Source organism: Burkholderia catarinensis (assembly GCF_001883705.2).
Taxonomy (GTDB): domain Bacteria; phylum Pseudomonadota; class Gammaproteobacteria; order Burkholderiales; family Burkholderiaceae; genus Burkholderia; species Burkholderia catarinensis.
Map to the genome: position 1 here is coordinate 428,567 of NZ_MDEQ02000002.1, position 14,723 is coordinate 443,289.

Here is a 14,723-nt window from a genome sequence, read left to right on the forward strand (position 1 = left end):
CTGCCGCTCACCTTTACTTCGGCCATTCGTCCTGCTCGTCGTTGAACAGCGACGCGACGACGCCGCGCAGCCACGCGGTGCGCGGATCGTTGTGGTACTTGCGATGCCAGTGCTGCTTCAGGTCGAAGCGCGGCAGTGCGAGCGGCGGCTCGACCGGCACGATGAACGCGTGCTCGGCCGCATACGCATAACCGATCGCATGCGGCACCGTCGCGATCAGGTCGGTGCGGCTCAGGATGAACGGCAGGCTCATGAAGTGCGGCGTCTCGAGCACCGCGCGGCGCTGCATGCGCTGCTTCGCGAGATATTTCTCGAGCACCTCCTGGCTGCGCCCTTCGGCGCGCACCACCGCGTGCCCGCACGCGAGGAACTGCTCGACCGTGAACGGCGGCGCCTGCTCGAACGGATGGCCGCGCCGCATCAGGCACACGAACCGGTGCGTGAACAACCGCTGCTGGAAGAAGTTGTTGCCGTCGAGATCGGGGAAGTAGCCGACCGCGAGATCGATCGACCCGGCTTCGAGGCCGCGTCCGACTTCGTCGTGCGCGGGCGAGACCGAACGCAGGTTCGCATGCGGCGCGTGCGCCGCGAACGCCTGCAGCAGCTTCGGCAGGAACACGATCTCGCCGACGTCCGACAGCGCGATCGAGAACGTATGCGTGCTCGCGGCCGGGTCGAAGTCGTGCGGTGCGACGAGGCCGCGCTCGATCTGCGCGAGCGCGTCGCGGGCGGCCGGCAGCAGCGCGAGGGCGCGCGGCGTCGGCTCCATCCCGCGCGACGTGCGCACGAACAGCGGATCGCCGAAATACTCGCGCAGGCGGCCGAGCGCCGTGCTTACGCGCGGCTGGCTCACGCCGAGCAGATCGCCCGCGCGGCTCACGTTGCGGGTGTCGTCGAGCGCGACGAGGTAGGGAATCAGGTTCAGATCGAGCGTATCCATCACCGGGCCAATATCTTCAAAACGTATACAACATATCTCCTGAATCGCGTTGCCGAATAGTCGGGAAAGCGCTCAAATGTATTCCATTACTCGAACCAAAGTTCTGGAGACGAACAATGCGCACCCAAGTCGCGATCATCGGCGCCGGCCCGTCCGGCCTTCTGCTTTCCCATCTGCTGCGCCTGCAAGGCGTCGATTCCATCCTCGTCGAAGCGCGTTCGCGCGAGTACTGCGAGAACCGGATCCGCGCCGGCGTGCTGGAGCAGGGCACGGTCGACACGCTGAACGAAGCCGGCCTCGGCGACCGGATGCGCCGCGAAGGGCTCGAACATCACGGCATCGAGCTGCTGTTCGACGGCCGGCGCCATCGCATCGACCTGTCCGCGCTGACCGGCGGGCGCGCGATCACCGTCTACAGCCAGCACGAAGTCGTGCGCGACCTGATCGCGGCGGGCGTCGAGCACGGCCACCAGATGCACTTCGAAGTCAGCGACGTCGCGCTGCACGACGTCGAAGGCGAGCACCCGTTCGTCACGTTCAAGCACGCAGACGGCCGCGCGGACCGCATCGACTGCGACTACGTCGCCGGCTGCGACGGCTTCCACGGCATCGCGCGCCAGACGATTCCCGCCGAGCGGCTGAACACGTTCGAGCGTGTCTACCCGTTCGCGTGGCTCGGTATCCTTGCCGACGCGGCGCCGTCGCTCGACGAACTCGTCTACGCGCATCACGACAACGGCTTCGCGCTGTTCTCGATGCGCTCGCCGACGGTCACGCGCCTGTACCTGCAGTGCAAGCCCGACGAAAACCTCGCCGAATGGTCCGACGCGCGGATCTGGGACGAATTGCACACGCGCTTCTCGAACGACACGGGCTGGACGCCGACCGAGGGCCTGATCACGCAGAAAAGCGTGACGCCGATGCGCAGCTTCGTGTCGGAGACGATGCAGCACGGGCGCCTCTTCCTCGCCGGCGACGCCGCGCACATCGTGCCGCCGACCGGTGCGAAGGGGATGAACCTCGCGGTGGCCGACGTCCGCGCGCTGTCCCGCGCGCTCGGCGCGCGCTACCGGACGGGCGACGCGACGCTGCTCGACACGTATTCGGCAACCTGTCTCGAACGCGTGTGGCGCGCCGAGCATTTCTCGTACTTCATGACGAACATGCTGCACTCGTCCCCGGAAGACTCGCCGTTCGTCAATCGCCTGAAGTTTGCCGAACTGAAATACGTGACGCGCTCGCGGGCCGCCGCGCAGTCGCTCGCCGAAAACTACGTCGGATTGCCATTCGACGACGTGGCAGCCCCCGAGGCAACCCGCCTTGACAACGCGCTGTGCGCGACTCTATGATCGACCCCGACGTTCGCTAATCGAATCGATGTTCGAATAACGAACAAAACCGGGGTCCGGCACCAGGCCCCCGGCGCGGCACGCGGCACGCGCGTGTCCCCTCGACAGGCCGCGCATCGTGCCGCGGGTTCGTATCAGGAAGAGACATGGTCAACAAGATTTTCGAATCGCTTCAGTCGGCGGTTGCCGACGTCCACGATGGCGCGACAATCATGATCGGCGGCTTCGGCACGGCCGGCATGCCGTCCGAGCTGATCGACGCGCTGATCGAGCAGGGCGCGCGCGACCTGACGATCGTCAACAACAACGCGGGCAACGGCGAGACGGGTCTCGCGGCGCTGCTCAAGGCGAAGCAGGTGCGCAAGATCATCTGCTCGTTCCCGCGCCAGAGCGACTCGCAGGTATTCGACGCGCTGTACCGCGCGGGCGAGATCGAGCTGGAGCTCGTGCCGCAGGGCAACCTCGCGGAGCGCATCCGCGCGGCGGGCGCCGGCATCGGCGGCTTCTTCACGCCGACGGGTTATGGCACCAAGCTCGCCGAAGGCAAGGAAACGCGCGTGATCGACGGCAAGCCGTATGTGTTCGAGACGCCGATCCACGCCGATTTCGCGCTCGTGAAGGCATACAAGGGCGATCGCTGGGGCAATCTCGTGTTTCGCAAGACCGCGCGCAACTTCGGGCCGATCATGGCCAGCGCCGCGAAGGTCGCGATCGTGCAGGTGTCGGAAGTCGTGCCGCTCGGCGCGCTGAACCCGGAACACATTGTGACGCCGGGCATTTTCGTTCAGCGCGTGGTCGAAGTGCCGCAGGCCGCGCACGCGGCCGAGCTGGCCGCCGAACGTGCCGCATCCCAAGCCGCCTGACTGCCCTGAACTTTGTATGGGACCGGAGTAAGCGCTGAAGCGCCAACTCCGGTCGACAGGAAATCAAAATGAAACGACTGACCCGCGATGAAATGGCGAAGCGCGTCGCCCAGGACATCCCCGAAGGCGCGTACGTGAACCTCGGCATCGGCGTGCCGACGCTGGTGGCGAACCACCTTGACCCGAGCAAGGAAATCTTCCTGCACAGCGAGAACGGGCTGCTCGGCATGGGCCCCGCACCCGCGCCCGGCGAGGAAGACGACGAACTGATCAACGCCGGCAAGCAGCACGTGACGCTGCTCACCGGCGGCGCGTATTTCCACCATTCGGATTCGTTCGCGATGATGCGCGGCGGCCACCTCGACTACTGCGTGCTCGGCGCGTTCCAGGTGTCCGCGCACGGCGACCTCGCGAACTGGCATACGGGCGCGCCCGATGCGATTCCGGCCGTCGGCGGCGCGATGGATCTCGCGATCGGCGCGAAGCAGGTGTTCGTGATGATGGAGCACCTGACGAAGCAGGGCGAGAGCAAGATCGTCGCGCAGTGCTCGTATCCGGTCACCGGCGTGCAATGCGTGAGCCGCATCTATACGGATCTCGCCGTGCTCGACGTGACGGCCGACGGCCTCGCGGTGACCGAGATCTTCACCGACCTGTCGTTCGACGAACTGCAGAAGCTGACCGGCGTGCCGCTGATCGACGCGACGCCCAAGGCCGCCGCCTGAACCGCAGGCGTGCCGGCGCGCGCGGTCGTGCGCACGCCGGCACGCTTGGGTGGACAATAGGCGTACGCCGTTTCCCCAATCTGATGCCATGCTCGAAGACAGCGCCCGCCTGACCTCCCTCATCTGCGGCACCGAGCCGCTCAACCGGATCTGGTCGCCCCGCGCGACGATCCAGCGGATGCTCGACGTCGAGGCCGCGCTTGCGCGTGCGCTCGCCGCGCAGCAGGTGATTCCCGCTGCCGCGGTCGCGCCGATCGAACGCGCGTGCGATGCCGGCCGGCTCGACGCCGATGCGCTCGCGCACGGCGCGGCGCTCGGCGGCAATCTCGCGATTCCGCTCGTCAAGCAGCTCACCGCGCAGGTGAAGGCCGACGACCCCGAGGCCGCGAAGTTCGTGCACTGGGGCGCGACGAGCCAGGACATCATCGATACCGCGACCGTGCTGCAACTGCGCGACACGCTCGACGTGCTCGAGCCGATGCTCGACGAAGCGTGCGCATCGCTCGCGGCGCTCGCGCGCACGCATCGCGCGACGCCGATGATCGGCCGCACGTGGCTGCAGCAGGCGCTGCCGATCACGCTCGGCCTGAAATTCGCCCAGTGGCTCGATGCGCTGCTGCGTCATCGCGCGCGCTTCGCCGAATTGCGTGCGCGCGTGCTGGTGCTGCAGTTCGGCGGCGCGGCCGGCACGCTCGCGAGCCTGCGCGAGCACGCGGGCGGCGTGACGGCCGCGCTCGCGGCCGACCTGCAACTCGCGGTGCCCGCCGTGCCGTGGCATACACAGCGCGACCGCATCGCGGAAGCCGCGTCTTGCTTCGGGATGCTGACGGGCACGCTCGGCAAGATCGCGCGCGACGTGTCGCTGCAGATGCAGACCGAAGTCGGCGAGCTCGGCGAACCGGCCGCTGCAGGCAAGGGCGGCTCGTCGACGATGCCGCACAAGCGCAACCCGGTCGGCTGCGCGGCCGTGCTGACGGCCGCCGTGCGTGCGCCGGGCCTCGTCGCGACCGTGTTCGCGGGGATGGTGCAGGAGCACGAGCGCGCGCTCGGCGGCTGGCAGGCCGAATGGGATGCGTTGCCCGACCTCGCGCGCCTGACGGGCGGCGCGCTCGCGCAGATCGCGCAGATCGTCGCGGGCCTCGACGTCAATACCGAACGCCTGGCCGCGAACCTCGACCTGACGCACGGGCTGATCCTCGGCGAAGCCGTGATGCTGGCGCTCGGCGACCGGATCGGCCGGCTCGATGCGCATCACGTCGTCGAGCACGCGTCGAAGGAAGCCGTGCGCACGGGCGCGACGCTGTTCGACGTGCTCGCCGCCGATGCGACCGTGGCGGCCCACCTGTCGCGCGACGCGCTCGCGCGGCTGCTCGATCCCGCACATTATGTCGGCGAGGCGCAGGCCTATGTCGACGCCGTGCTCGCGCTGCACGCGGGCACGATCCAACCAGGAGAACATTGATGCCTTTCGCCACTGTCAACGGCGTGAAACTGCATTACCGGATCGACCGTGCCGCGCGCGACGACGCGCCGTGGCTCGTCTTCTCGAACTCGCTCGGCGCCGACCTGCAGATGTGGGCGCCGCAGATCCGTCCGCTCACGCAGCACTTCAACATCCTGCGCTACGACACGCGCGGCCACGGCCATTCCGATGCGCCGGCCGGTTCGTACACGGTCGAGCAACTCGCCGGCGACGTGATCGGCCTGCTCGACCACGTCGGCATCGAACGCGCGCATTTCTGCGGGATCTCGATGGGCGGGCTGACGGGCGCCGCGCTGGCCGCGCGCTACCCGTCGCGCATCGTGCGCGCGGTGCTGTCGAATACCGCCGCGAAGATCGGCTCGCCGGAAGTATGGGCGCCGCGTGCGCAGAAGGCGCGCGCCGAAGGGATGGCCGCGCTCGCCGACGCCGTGCTGCCGCGCTGGTTCACCGACGCATTCGTCGAACGCGAGCCGCGCCTGTTCGATGCGATCCGCGACACCTTCGTGCATACCGACAAGGATGGTTACGCGGCGAACTGCGACGCGCTGAACGCGGCCGACCTGCGCGAGGAAGTGAAAGGCATCGCGCTGCCGGTGCTCGTCGTGACCGGCGCGAAGGACATGTCGACGCCGCCCGACCAGGGTCGTGCGCTGGCTGCCGCGATTCCCGGCGCGCGTCACGTCGAATTCGACGCCGCGCACATTTCCAACATCGAGTGCACCGACGGTTTCAACCGCGCGCTGCTCGAATTCCTGACCGCGTGAGGCACCGACGATGGACGACCAGCAACGTTATGAAGCAGGGATGAAGGTGCGTCGCGCGGTGCTCGGCGATGCGCACGTCGACCGTTCGATCGAGAACCGCACCGAGGTGACCGACGAATTCCAGAACCTGATCACGCGCTATGCATGGGGCGAGATCTGGACGCGCGACGGCCTGCCGCGCCATACGCGCAGCCTGCTGACCGTCGCGATGATGGTGGCGCTGAACCGCGGCGAGGAACTGGCGCTGCACCTGCGCGCCGCGCGCAACAACGGCGTGACGCGCGACGAGATCAAGGAAGTGCTGCTGCAGACCGCGATCTATTGCGGCGTGCCGGCCGCGAATTCCGCGTTCCATCTCGCGGACAGGATTTTCAAGGAACAGGATGGGGCCGCGGCCGGTTAAGCGCCGGCAGTGACCCGATCACGCGGCCCGCTGACGTTGACGGGCCGTCGACGAAGCAATCACGCGCCGGCAGAGCATCGGCGCGCGGCGCACCGGATGACCGGTGCGCGAACAATGGCAAGACGCGGTTCCGAGGCCGCGTCGCTTAAAACTATCAGCTTTGCATGGGACCAGAGTAGGCGCTGAAGCGCTAACTCTGGTCGACAAAGGAGACTCGCGATGAATCGCGCACCCGTGGTCGATGTCCAGACCTTCATCAACGAGCAGCCGTTCGGCGGCTTTCAATGGCTCGTGTTCGTCATGTGTTTCGTGATCGTGCTGCTCGACGGCTTCGATACGGCCGCGATCGGCTTTATCGCGCCGTCGCTGCTGGGCGAATGGAACCTCACCAAGCCCGATCTCGCGCCCGTGCTGAGCGCCGCGCTGTTCGGCCTCGCGTGCGGCGCGCTCGTGTCGGGCCCGCTGTCCGACCGGCTCGGGCGGCGCGTACTGCTGATCGGCTCCGTATTCCTGTTCGGTGTCGCGTGCCTCTTTTCCGCGTTCTCGACGACCATCGGGCACCTGACGATCCTGCGTTTCATCACCGGCGTCGGGCTGGGCGCGGCGATGCCGAATGCCGTCACGATGATGGGCGAGTTCTGCCCGGACAAGCGCCGCGCGACCGTGATCAACCTGATGTTCTGCGGCTTCCCGCTCGGCGCCGCGTTCGGCGGTTTCCTGGCCGCCTGGATGATTCCGCATTTCGGCTGGCGCAGCGTGCTGATGCTCGGCGGCGTGACGCCGCTGCTGCTCGGCGTGCTGTTGCTGCTGAAGATGCCGGAATCGGTGCGCTTCATGGTCGCGAGCGGCCAGGCCGTCGACCGGATCCGCGCGACGCTCGCGCGCCTCTCGCGCGACGCGCTGAACGCCGACTCGTTCGCGATGACCGAAGCCGCGCCGCAGACGGGCAGCAAGGGGCTCGGCGTCGTGCTGTCGCGTTCTTACATCGTCGGCTCCGTGATGCTGTGGATCGCCTACTTCATGGGCCTCGTGATCTTCTACGCATCGATCAACTGGATGCCGATCCTGCTGAAGGATGCCGGCCTGACGCCGAAGAGCGCGACGCTTATTTCGGCGCTGTTCCCGCTCGGCGGCGTGGGCGCCGTGCTGTGCGGCGTGCTGATGGATCGCTTCAACGCGAACCGCGTGATCGCCGTGTGCTATGCGCTGACGGCTGTCAGCGTCTATGCGATCGGGCAGGCGGCCGGCAACGTCGGGCTGCTCGTGCTGGTCGTGTTCGTGGCCGGCGTGCTGATGAACACCGCGCAATCGTCGATGCCGGCGCTCGCCGCCGCGTTCTATCCGACCGAGGGGCGCGGCACGGGGGTTGCATGGATGCTCGGCGTCGGCCGCTTCGGCGGGATCGCGGGGTCGTTCCTCGTCGCCGAACTGACGCGCCGGCACTTCTCGTTCGCGGGCGTGTTCGCGACGATCGCCGTCGCGGGCTTGCTGGCGTGCATCGCGTTGTTGATCAAGCAGATGGCGCGGCCGCATGGCGTCGCGCAGCCTGCAGGCAAGATCGAGTCGCTCGGGCATTGAGCGAAGTGCGGGCCGGTGCGTTGCGCCGGCCCTGGGTGAGCGGCACCGTTCGGGCCGCTATTCTTCCGCGTCGTGTTGCTTGACGAAGTTGCGCAGATACGCGAGCAGCGCGGCCTCCCGGCTGCGGTGATCGGCGAGGTTCGCGGCGCCCATGTCTTCCTCTTCACCGAACATCGTCGGCGGTGCGCAGTAGGTGCCGATCTCGATGTCTTCGCGCAGTACGCGGATCTCGTGCGTCAGCGGATGGTACTCGGCGATCCAGTGCATCCCCTCGATGTGTTCGCCCGTCCTCAGCAGTGGCTTCATCGGCAATCTCCCGGCAGCAGCGGCGCAACCGGCGAAGCGGTTGCGCGCGCCCGTACCAAAAGGGTACGCCTGCCTCGCGTGAATCTCAACGGGCGCGTTGTGAGCGCTCACTGCGGCAGCAGGTGTGCGACCAGCGGATACAGCGACAGGATCAGCAGCACGGCCATCGTCACGTTGAAGATGCGCAGCGCGCGGGGATTCGACAGGAAGCGGCGCAGGCCGAGGCCGAACGCGGCCCACAGGCAGATGCACGGGAAACCGATCAGGATGAACACGACGGCCATCCATGCGGCGTTCATCCCGTAGTCGGCGGACAGGCGGATCGTCGTCGCGGCGGTCAGCACCATCATCCAGGCCTTCGGATTGATCCACTGGAATGCGGCGGCTTCGATGAGCGTCATCGGCCGCGGCTTGCCGCCGTGCGCTTTCACTTCGCCTGACGTGCCGATGCGCCACGCGAGGTACAGCAGGTACGCGACGCTCGCGGCTTCGAGGATCGTGTACAGCAGCGGCAGGCGCCTGAACGCTTCGCCGAGGCCGAAGCCGACGCAGAGCATCAGGATCGCGACGCCGAGGCTGATGCCGAACAGGTGCGGCATCGTGCGGCGGAAACCGAAATTCACGCCGGACGCGAGCAGCATCGTGTTGTTCGGGCCGGGCGTGATCGACGTGACGAGCGCGAACAGCATGCCGGCGGGCAGTGCGCTCAGGGTGAGGAATTCCATCGCGGGTTCTCCATTCGGTTCGAGGCTGGGATGGAGATCAGTTTAGCGACGGTTTTCGGTACAGTACCGGTACAGTTGGTTTGACGATTGCCGGTACGGGGAGGTGGGGAGGGCAGGGGCTAGATCGGATTCATGGGCTTTCGTGATCAGATGCGCTCGGGCAATCGGTCGCCCGTAACATTCGATAGCAATCTGTGGTGAAGACCCAGCGTGCCGCGCCGTGAGTCAGGAGGAAATACTGGCCAGCTGGGGTGATACTCATTGACCCGCTCGCCAGAATGCCCGGCATACACTTGCCGGCGGTGTGGGGACGGTCGGGGTCTACAGAAGAACTAGACGATGACGCTCTCTACGTCACGATCTAAGTGTTCGAGACCCGGTAAGAGGTCTCGAACGAGGAGAAACTACTTCGCAATCACCCGTGTACGGAGCAACTGTTCGATGACCCGTCGCTGGAACGACGTTGTAGGTGTGGAATTCGGGAAGCGCACAAGATTCGCAGCGCTCGGTTGCGGCGGCTGCTTCGGCATGCGAGTTGACTCAGGCACATCAAGCTTCAAAGAGAGCTGCCTGCTCTCCGGACGTTGCGTCTCTTTCATGTTGCGCATACTCCGCGATAACGTACTTCTCATGGGTCGGGAAGTCATCCAACGAGACAGCGACCAACGGGGATGCAGTGCGCCTGTCAAACGAGCGTAGTTTTCCACTGGCGTCTTTCCGTGTCAACTTCGCGTTGAACAATGCGAGCATGTCCTTCGGTGCCACGCCGGAGTATTGCAGAAATACTACTTTTTCGGCGGCGTCCTTGCCGTCCTCTGAGACTGCGTCGCGGTGGAGGTCCAACGCGAGACTCTTCGGATACGGTTCGATATATAGAACTTTCGCGATGCCGCTGGCGACAATGTGTCGCGCACAGGAGTGGCATGGAAACGTTGTTGCGTACAGTGTGCCCCCTAGAAGCCCAGGTTTGTTTGCCCTGGCCACGGAGACGATTGCATCCATCTCGGCGTGGACGGCCCGCGAATATTCGATTAATTGCTTTACGTCTGTTTCCTTTAGCGCAGAGATGACCGCGTCCTTGAGAGCCGAGTCTACGATCAGATTTTCTTCGATCAACTTGCGTGCGATCTGATCATATAGTTTTTCCTTCTTCCGATCGTTATGGCAGCAATGCCCAGACCATTTGAAGCATCGGTGGTCGTTCCCTTCATTCTCTTCGCTGTAAAGGCCTCCGCCGAATCTAGGCACGTCATTTCTTCCAAGTCCAATTACATGGCCGGAAGAGTCGGTAATTGCAGCCCCTACTTGTCTAGACATACAGGCGGATTTTGCTGCTTCTGCATGCGCAGCATACATCGATGATTCGTCGGTCGTTGGAGTGTGGATCGGATAGCCAAATAGGATGTCGATATATCGATTCAGGGAATTTTTTAGGTCGATTTCAGTCGACTGGTCGTTTCTGACAAAGAAGTCGGCCTCATGAAACACGTCTCGGACACTTTGGCCATGTCCGCGCTTTTCGACCTCATCGTAATCTGTTTTTATTATCTCGTTTAGCTTGTCGGATTCCAATCCTTGTACATGCTGTAAGCGATCTTTGCGGACTGCTTCGGGGGCGAATACGCCGAACACCCAAAACATTTGTCCATAAGTGTCGCGAAGAAGCTTCAGTTCCTCAGGATTTTTCAGTGAGTCGATAATGTGAATTCGTCTCTGGCTAATAGGAACTTCATTTCCCTCGGCTGTTTTTTGTGTGCCAAATTTCTCTCGAACTTCGGCAATTTTTTCGATTGCTTTTGCGGCAAGATAGCCGTGTCCGAAGCTTTTTCGCAGAGTATCCCCGACCTTTTGGAGATGTTTGACGCGAGCAGCACCTGTCATGGTCGTCGCGTTTTTTTCATGGACCAAGTGAGCATAATCGCTAATTAGATCGCTGAGCTTATATTTTTCGATTGCATATCCGTAAGAGTGTTCTAAAATTTCGCCGATTTCATTTCCCACTGTTGTGCAACCCGATCCTACTGGGCCAACGAGTGCAATAATTAATTCTTCGGTTATACGGTCCTTTAATTTCGGAATCGCATTGTTGGCAGTTGAAGCCGTGGTTGCTGGTGTGGGTGGGCCGATTTGAGCGTCGGCCGGAAGACCCGCAGATACAGCCTTAATTGGAATATGCATTTTTCGAATCCCCTGTTGCAACATCGCACGGCTTCCTTGGCCTGGCGGTGAGCTTGGTCACGAATTGACTTGCTGATTTTTTAACAATCATGCCATCTCAGTTTGAATGCATCAACGCGAAAATACCCTTGGTAGAAGAAAATTTTTCCGAAGATGTTCTTGCGTTTCGCTGACGGTCATCGAACGAATTGAAGCGTGGCTCGCCGTTCGCAAAGTAATTGAATTGTTTGCCGCGATATCGTCGGCCGGTGGCTGGAGCGAAACTATGGACAACTGGCGAGAGCTGCACGTGTGGTGTGCGCGCCGTAGTGCCGCGCGTTGTGAACGGCTTTCACTATGTCCAGACATGTTTGCGCGTCTCGGGTTATTCGGCCGACGCGTTCAAGGTTGCATCAGCACGCAAACGGTTAAACGTGATCTAGAGTTGAGACACATTCAAGCTATACCTCAGGATCTGGTCTAGGCATTTTGAGCTCCTCTCAAGTATTTGCTACGAGAACGTGGCAAAGTAGTGCCTGTTGAAAAAATCAAATAGGTGTGCCAGGACCGCTACCAGAGCCGACGGCACGCAGAACCTTGAGAGAGACCGTGGCTTTAACTCTAACAATTCTTGTCATCTTCGTCGCCTTGTTGCTGTGGCGATACTCCGTGGCCACACAGGCATTGTCAGCGATCAAGAAGGAGGCTGCCGACCTCGATACGCGCTTCGAAGCATTGCGAACAGCGAAGGAGGAAAACGATGCTACTAACGCGCGCGACATTGCTGACTTGCGAGAGCAACTGGCGACAGCGACGGCGGACAGAGACTCGCTCTCCAAGTTTGTCGGCATACGCAACACTGTGGCCGAGGCTGACCGCATTAGGTTCGAAGCTGCTCAAATTCTGAACTTCGCTGAGAGCAAGTCTGCGGCGTCGGTTGCGGCTGCCATGGAAGAGGCGACACGTTTGCTGGTAGAAGCGACGGCTGAAACCAAGCAGAGGCGCGGCGAGGCGGAGCAGATGATTTCGCGCGCGAGCTTGCAAGCAGCAAAGGTTATCGAGGACGCTCGTGCGCGAGCGGAGGAAATCGGTGGCGATGCTCTCCGTGCGCTGGAGGATGCTGATCGCCTGACCGCGACTGTGGCGGCCATGAAGAACGTCATTGACGGTTACGGGGATTCGTACATGATTCCCAGCCATAGTTTGCTCGATGACCTGGCCGAAACCTATTCGCATACGGAGGCCGGAAAGCAACTTAAAGTTGCGCGCGACTACTCGAAATTAATGGCAACACAGAAACGGGCTGCCGAGTGCGATTACGTGGAGAAAATCCGCCGTGATACTGCTATCAGGTTTGTAGTTGACGCTTTTAACGGGAAGGTAGATTCCATCCTCTCGCGCTCTAAAGTAGACAACTTCGGCGCGCTGCAACAGGAAGTCAAGGACGCCGCGGCACTGGTGAACCACAACGGCACCGCGTTCCGGAATGCACGGATTTTGAAGGAGTACGTCGAGGCACGCATTGACGAGCTGATCTGGGCGGTACGGACGTACGAGCTTCGCGAGCGCGAGAAGGAGGAGCAGCGGCAGATCCGTGAGCAGATGCGTGAGGAGGAGAAGGCTCGCCGAGAGTATGAGCGTGCGATGCGTGACGCTGCGAAGGAGCAAGATCTCATTCGCCATGCGATGGAGAAGGCGCAAAGTCAGATTGCTCGAGCAACGGAAGAGCAGAAAGCGCAGTTCCAGGCTCAGCTTGCCGAGCTAGAAGAAAAGTTGCGGCAAGCCGAAGAGAAGAACCAGCGTGCGCTTTCGATGGCGCAGCAAACGAAAGCTGGTCACGTCTACATCATTTCCAACATCGGCTCGTTCGGCGAGCATGTTTACAAGGTTGGCCTAACGCGCCGTCTTGAACCGTTGGACCGCGTTCGAGAGCTGGGAGATGCGAGCGTGCCGTTCTCGTTTGATGTACATGCGATGATTTGGTCGGAGGATGCTCCGGAGCTCGAGCGGACGTTGCATCGCAAGTTCTTCGAGGCGCAGGTTAACAAGGTGAATCCGCGCAAGGAGTTCTTCCGTGTGGGCCTCGCGGATCTGCGGGCAACCGTCGAGGACATGGGGCTGAACGTGTCATGGACGATGACGGCTGCTGCTGCGCAGTATCGCGAGAGTCTTGCGATTGCGCGTCAGATCGAGTCGGACCCGGAACTGCGCGATAAGTGGTTCAGGCAGCAAATCGCTTATGAGGCAGCCTTAGAGGGAGATGAGGCTAGTGCGGCGGAGTCTCCGGCCATAGTTTGATGCCATCGTCGACCTCGATGCCGAGATAGCGAACTGTGCTTTCCAGCTTCGTATGTCCGCGCAGCAACTGCACGGCGCGAAGGTTCTTCGTTTGCGGGTAGATCAGTGAAATCTTTGTGCGGCGCATCGTGTGGGTTCTGTATGCGGTAAGCGACCTAATGCCATCACGACCGTGAAGTGCCGCTGTTTGCGCTGAACCGCCGCTGGAATGAGCGTGCGTCGACGATGGTGAACGGCTGAAATGGGGAGCGACGACGGCGTGGTCAGCAACAAGGCCGTGTATCTGGCGCTGGGCATCCAGGCCGACGGCCAACGCGACGTGCTGGGCCTCTGGATCGAGCAGACCGAGGGCGCCAAATTCTGGCTCAAGGTGTTCAACGAACTGAAGACGCGCGGCTGTCAGGACATCCTGATCGCCGTGGTCGACGGCCTGAAGGGGCTGGCCGAGGCGATCGGCGCCGCCTACCCCCGGACAACCGTCCAGACCTGCATCGTGCATCTGATCCGCAACAGTCTGGAATATGCCGGCTGGAAGGACCGCAAGTCGGTTGCGCAGGCACTGCGCCCGATCTACGCGGCCGCCAGCGAAGACGCGGCAAGACAGGCGCTGCAAGACTTCGCTGACAGCCCTTGGGGTGAGAAATACCCGACCATCGTGCAATCGTGGCAGCGCGCTTGGGAGCATGTCGTCCCGTTCCTGGTGTTTCCGCCAGAAATCCGGCGGGTCGTTTATACGACAAACGCGATCGAAAGCTTGAACATGCAGTTGCGCAAGATCATCAAGACGCGCGGCCACTTCCCGAATGACGAGGCGGCCATCAAGCTGCTCTGGCTGGCGCTACGCAACGTGCTGGCCAAGACCGTGCGCGCCACCTTCGACTGGAAAGCAGCCATGAATCAGTTTGCTATCCTGTTCGGCGAGCGATTTACGCAGGCACGCAGATAACGTGTTGTTCAACCGCCTCGCCCACAAAAATGCGGACAGGTTCTGAAATGGCGACGGAAGTTCGAACGGACACTGGTAAACTCCACCACCAAGATGACTTACGACCGTTACCTGACAACAGCATCGGCCACACATGGGAATTTATATCGAGCGCCATTCACCAGTGATGCAGCAGTAGCAGTAACA

General features: G+C 62.6%; 12 protein-coding genes and 2 pseudogenes. 9 read left to right on the forward strand and 5 right to left on the reverse strand.

Annotated elements, in window-relative coordinates; all coding sequences use genetic code 11:
- Positions 1-13: 13 nt before the first annotated feature.
- Positions 14-940, reverse strand: a complete 927-nt coding sequence (locus BFF94_RS05115) for a LysR family transcriptional regulator (RefSeq protein WP_219139057.1) — start codon at positions 938-940, stop codon at positions 14-16.
- Between the two features lie 116 nt (positions 941-1,056).
- On the opposite strand from BFF94_RS05115, the gene pobA reads away from it, so the two are divergent.
- The 7 genes from pobA (at position 1,057) to BFF94_RS05150 (ending at position 8,105) form a co-directional block, all read left to right on the forward strand.
- Positions 1,057-2,289 (forward strand): 4-hydroxybenzoate 3-monooxygenase, encoded by a 1,233-nt coding sequence (gene pobA / locus BFF94_RS05120; protein ID WP_128849190.1) that lies wholly within the window; start codon positions 1,057-1,059, stop codon positions 2,287-2,289.
- 146 nt (positions 2,290-2,435) lie between these two features.
- Complete coding sequence (locus tag BFF94_RS05125; protein ID WP_128849193.1) at positions 2,436-3,152, forward strand: 3-oxoacid CoA-transferase subunit A; 717 nt, start codon at positions 2,436-2,438, stop codon at positions 3,150-3,152.
- Positions 3,153-3,220: 68 nt separating this feature from the next.
- Positions 3,221-3,877, forward strand: coding sequence for a CoA transferase subunit B (locus BFF94_RS05130; RefSeq protein ID WP_128849196.1), 657 nt, complete (start codon positions 3,221-3,223; stop codon positions 3,875-3,877).
- Positions 3,878-3,965: 88 nt separating this feature from the next.
- Complete coding sequence (locus BFF94_RS05135) at positions 3,966-5,339, forward strand: 3-carboxy-cis,cis-muconate cycloisomerase (RefSeq protein WP_219139058.1); 1,374 nt, start codon at positions 3,966-3,968, stop codon at positions 5,337-5,339.
- The gene (pcaD, locus tag BFF94_RS05140; RefSeq protein WP_128841555.1) at positions 5,339-6,124 is read left to right on the forward strand and encodes a 3-oxoadipate enol-lactonase; all 786 of its coding nucleotides are present in this window, start codon (positions 5,339-5,341) and stop codon (positions 6,122-6,124) included. The genes BFF94_RS05135 and pcaD overlap by 1 nt, the downstream gene beginning before the upstream one ends.
- Before the next feature lie 10 nt (positions 6,125-6,134).
- Entirely contained in the window at positions 6,135-6,527 is a 393-nt protein-coding gene (pcaC, locus tag BFF94_RS05145; RefSeq protein WP_128841556.1) for a 4-carboxymuconolactone decarboxylase, read from the forward strand.
- Positions 6,528-6,746: 219 nt separating this feature from the next.
- The gene (locus BFF94_RS05150; RefSeq protein WP_128841557.1) at positions 6,747-8,105 is read left to right on the forward strand and encodes an MFS transporter; all 1,359 of its coding nucleotides are present in this window, start codon (positions 6,747-6,749) and stop codon (positions 8,103-8,105) included.
- 57 nt (positions 8,106-8,162) lie between these two features.
- Here the strand turns inward: BFF94_RS05150 and BFF94_RS05155 are convergent, their stop codons facing one another.
- From BFF94_RS05155 to BFF94_RS05165, 3 genes are all read right to left on the reverse strand, one after another.
- Complete coding sequence (locus BFF94_RS05155) at positions 8,163-8,411, reverse strand: hypothetical protein (RefSeq protein WP_128841558.1); 249 nt, start codon at positions 8,409-8,411, stop codon at positions 8,163-8,165.
- Positions 8,412-8,518: 107 nt separating this feature from the next.
- Positions 8,519-9,136, reverse strand: a complete 618-nt coding sequence (locus BFF94_RS05160; RefSeq protein ID WP_128841559.1) for a LysE family translocator — start codon at positions 9,134-9,136, stop codon at positions 8,519-8,521.
- A 549-nt stretch (positions 9,137-9,685) separates the two neighbouring features.
- The gene (locus tag BFF94_RS05165; RefSeq protein WP_128841560.1) at positions 9,686-11,338 is read right to left on the reverse strand and encodes an anti-phage dCTP deaminase; all 1,653 of its coding nucleotides are present in this window, start codon (positions 11,336-11,338) and stop codon (positions 9,686-9,688) included.
- A gap of 624 nt (positions 11,339-11,962) precedes the next feature.
- Between BFF94_RS05165 and BFF94_RS05170 the strand changes: the two genes are divergently transcribed.
- Positions 11,963-13,591: an SNIPE associated domain-containing protein gene (locus tag BFF94_RS05170; protein WP_246637227.1), complete on the forward strand. Its 1,629-nt coding sequence runs from the start codon at positions 11,963-11,965 to the stop codon at positions 13,589-13,591.
- Here the strand turns inward: BFF94_RS05170 and BFF94_RS37755 are convergent.
- Positions 13,560-13,739 (reverse strand): annotated as a pseudogene (locus BFF94_RS37755) (integrase); the annotation flags it as partial. The gene BFF94_RS05170 and the pseudogene BFF94_RS37755 sit on opposite strands and share 32 nt — an antisense overlap.
- A 102-nt stretch (positions 13,740-13,841) precedes the next feature.
- Between BFF94_RS37755 and BFF94_RS05175 the strand changes: the two are divergent.
- Positions 13,842-14,537 (forward strand): annotated as a pseudogene (locus BFF94_RS05175) (IS256 family transposase); the annotation flags it as partial.
- Positions 14,538-14,723 lie beyond the last annotated feature (186 nt).

What these genes read in the sequence shown, in the direction of transcription:
- BFF94_RS05115 (WP_219139057.1), bottom strand. Translation starts at nt 940, where the DNA reads ATGGATACGCTCGATCTGAACCTGATTCCCTACCTCGTCGCGCTCGAC.
- pobA (WP_128849190.1), top strand. Translation starts at nt 1,057, where the DNA reads ATGCGCACCCAAGTCGCGATCATCGGCGCCGGCCCGTCCGGCCTTCTG.
- BFF94_RS05125 (WP_128849193.1), top strand. Translation starts at nt 2,436, where the DNA reads ATGGTCAACAAGATTTTCGAATCGCTTCAGTCGGCGGTTGCCGACGTC.
- BFF94_RS05130 (WP_128849196.1), top strand. Translation starts at nt 3,221, where the DNA reads ATGAAACGACTGACCCGCGATGAAATGGCGAAGCGCGTCGCCCAGGAC.
- BFF94_RS05135 (WP_219139058.1), top strand. Translation starts at nt 3,966, where the DNA reads ATGCTCGAAGACAGCGCCCGCCTGACCTCCCTCATCTGCGGCACCGAG.
- pcaD (WP_128841555.1), top strand. Translation starts at nt 5,339, where the DNA reads ATGCCTTTCGCCACTGTCAACGGCGTGAAACTGCATTACCGGATCGAC.
- pcaC (WP_128841556.1), top strand. Translation starts at nt 6,135, where the DNA reads ATGGACGACCAGCAACGTTATGAAGCAGGGATGAAGGTGCGTCGCGCG.
- BFF94_RS05150 (WP_128841557.1), top strand. Translation starts at nt 6,747, where the DNA reads ATGAATCGCGCACCCGTGGTCGATGTCCAGACCTTCATCAACGAGCAG.
- BFF94_RS05155 (WP_128841558.1), bottom strand. Translation starts at nt 8,411, where the DNA reads ATGAAGCCACTGCTGAGGACGGGCGAACACATCGAGGGGATGCACTGG.
- BFF94_RS05160 (WP_128841559.1), bottom strand. Translation starts at nt 9,136, where the DNA reads ATGGAATTCCTCACCCTGAGCGCACTGCCCGCCGGCATGCTGTTCGCG.
- BFF94_RS05165 (WP_128841560.1), bottom strand. Translation starts at nt 11,338, where the DNA reads ATGTTGCAACAGGGGATTCGAAAAATGCATATTCCAATTAAGGCTGTA.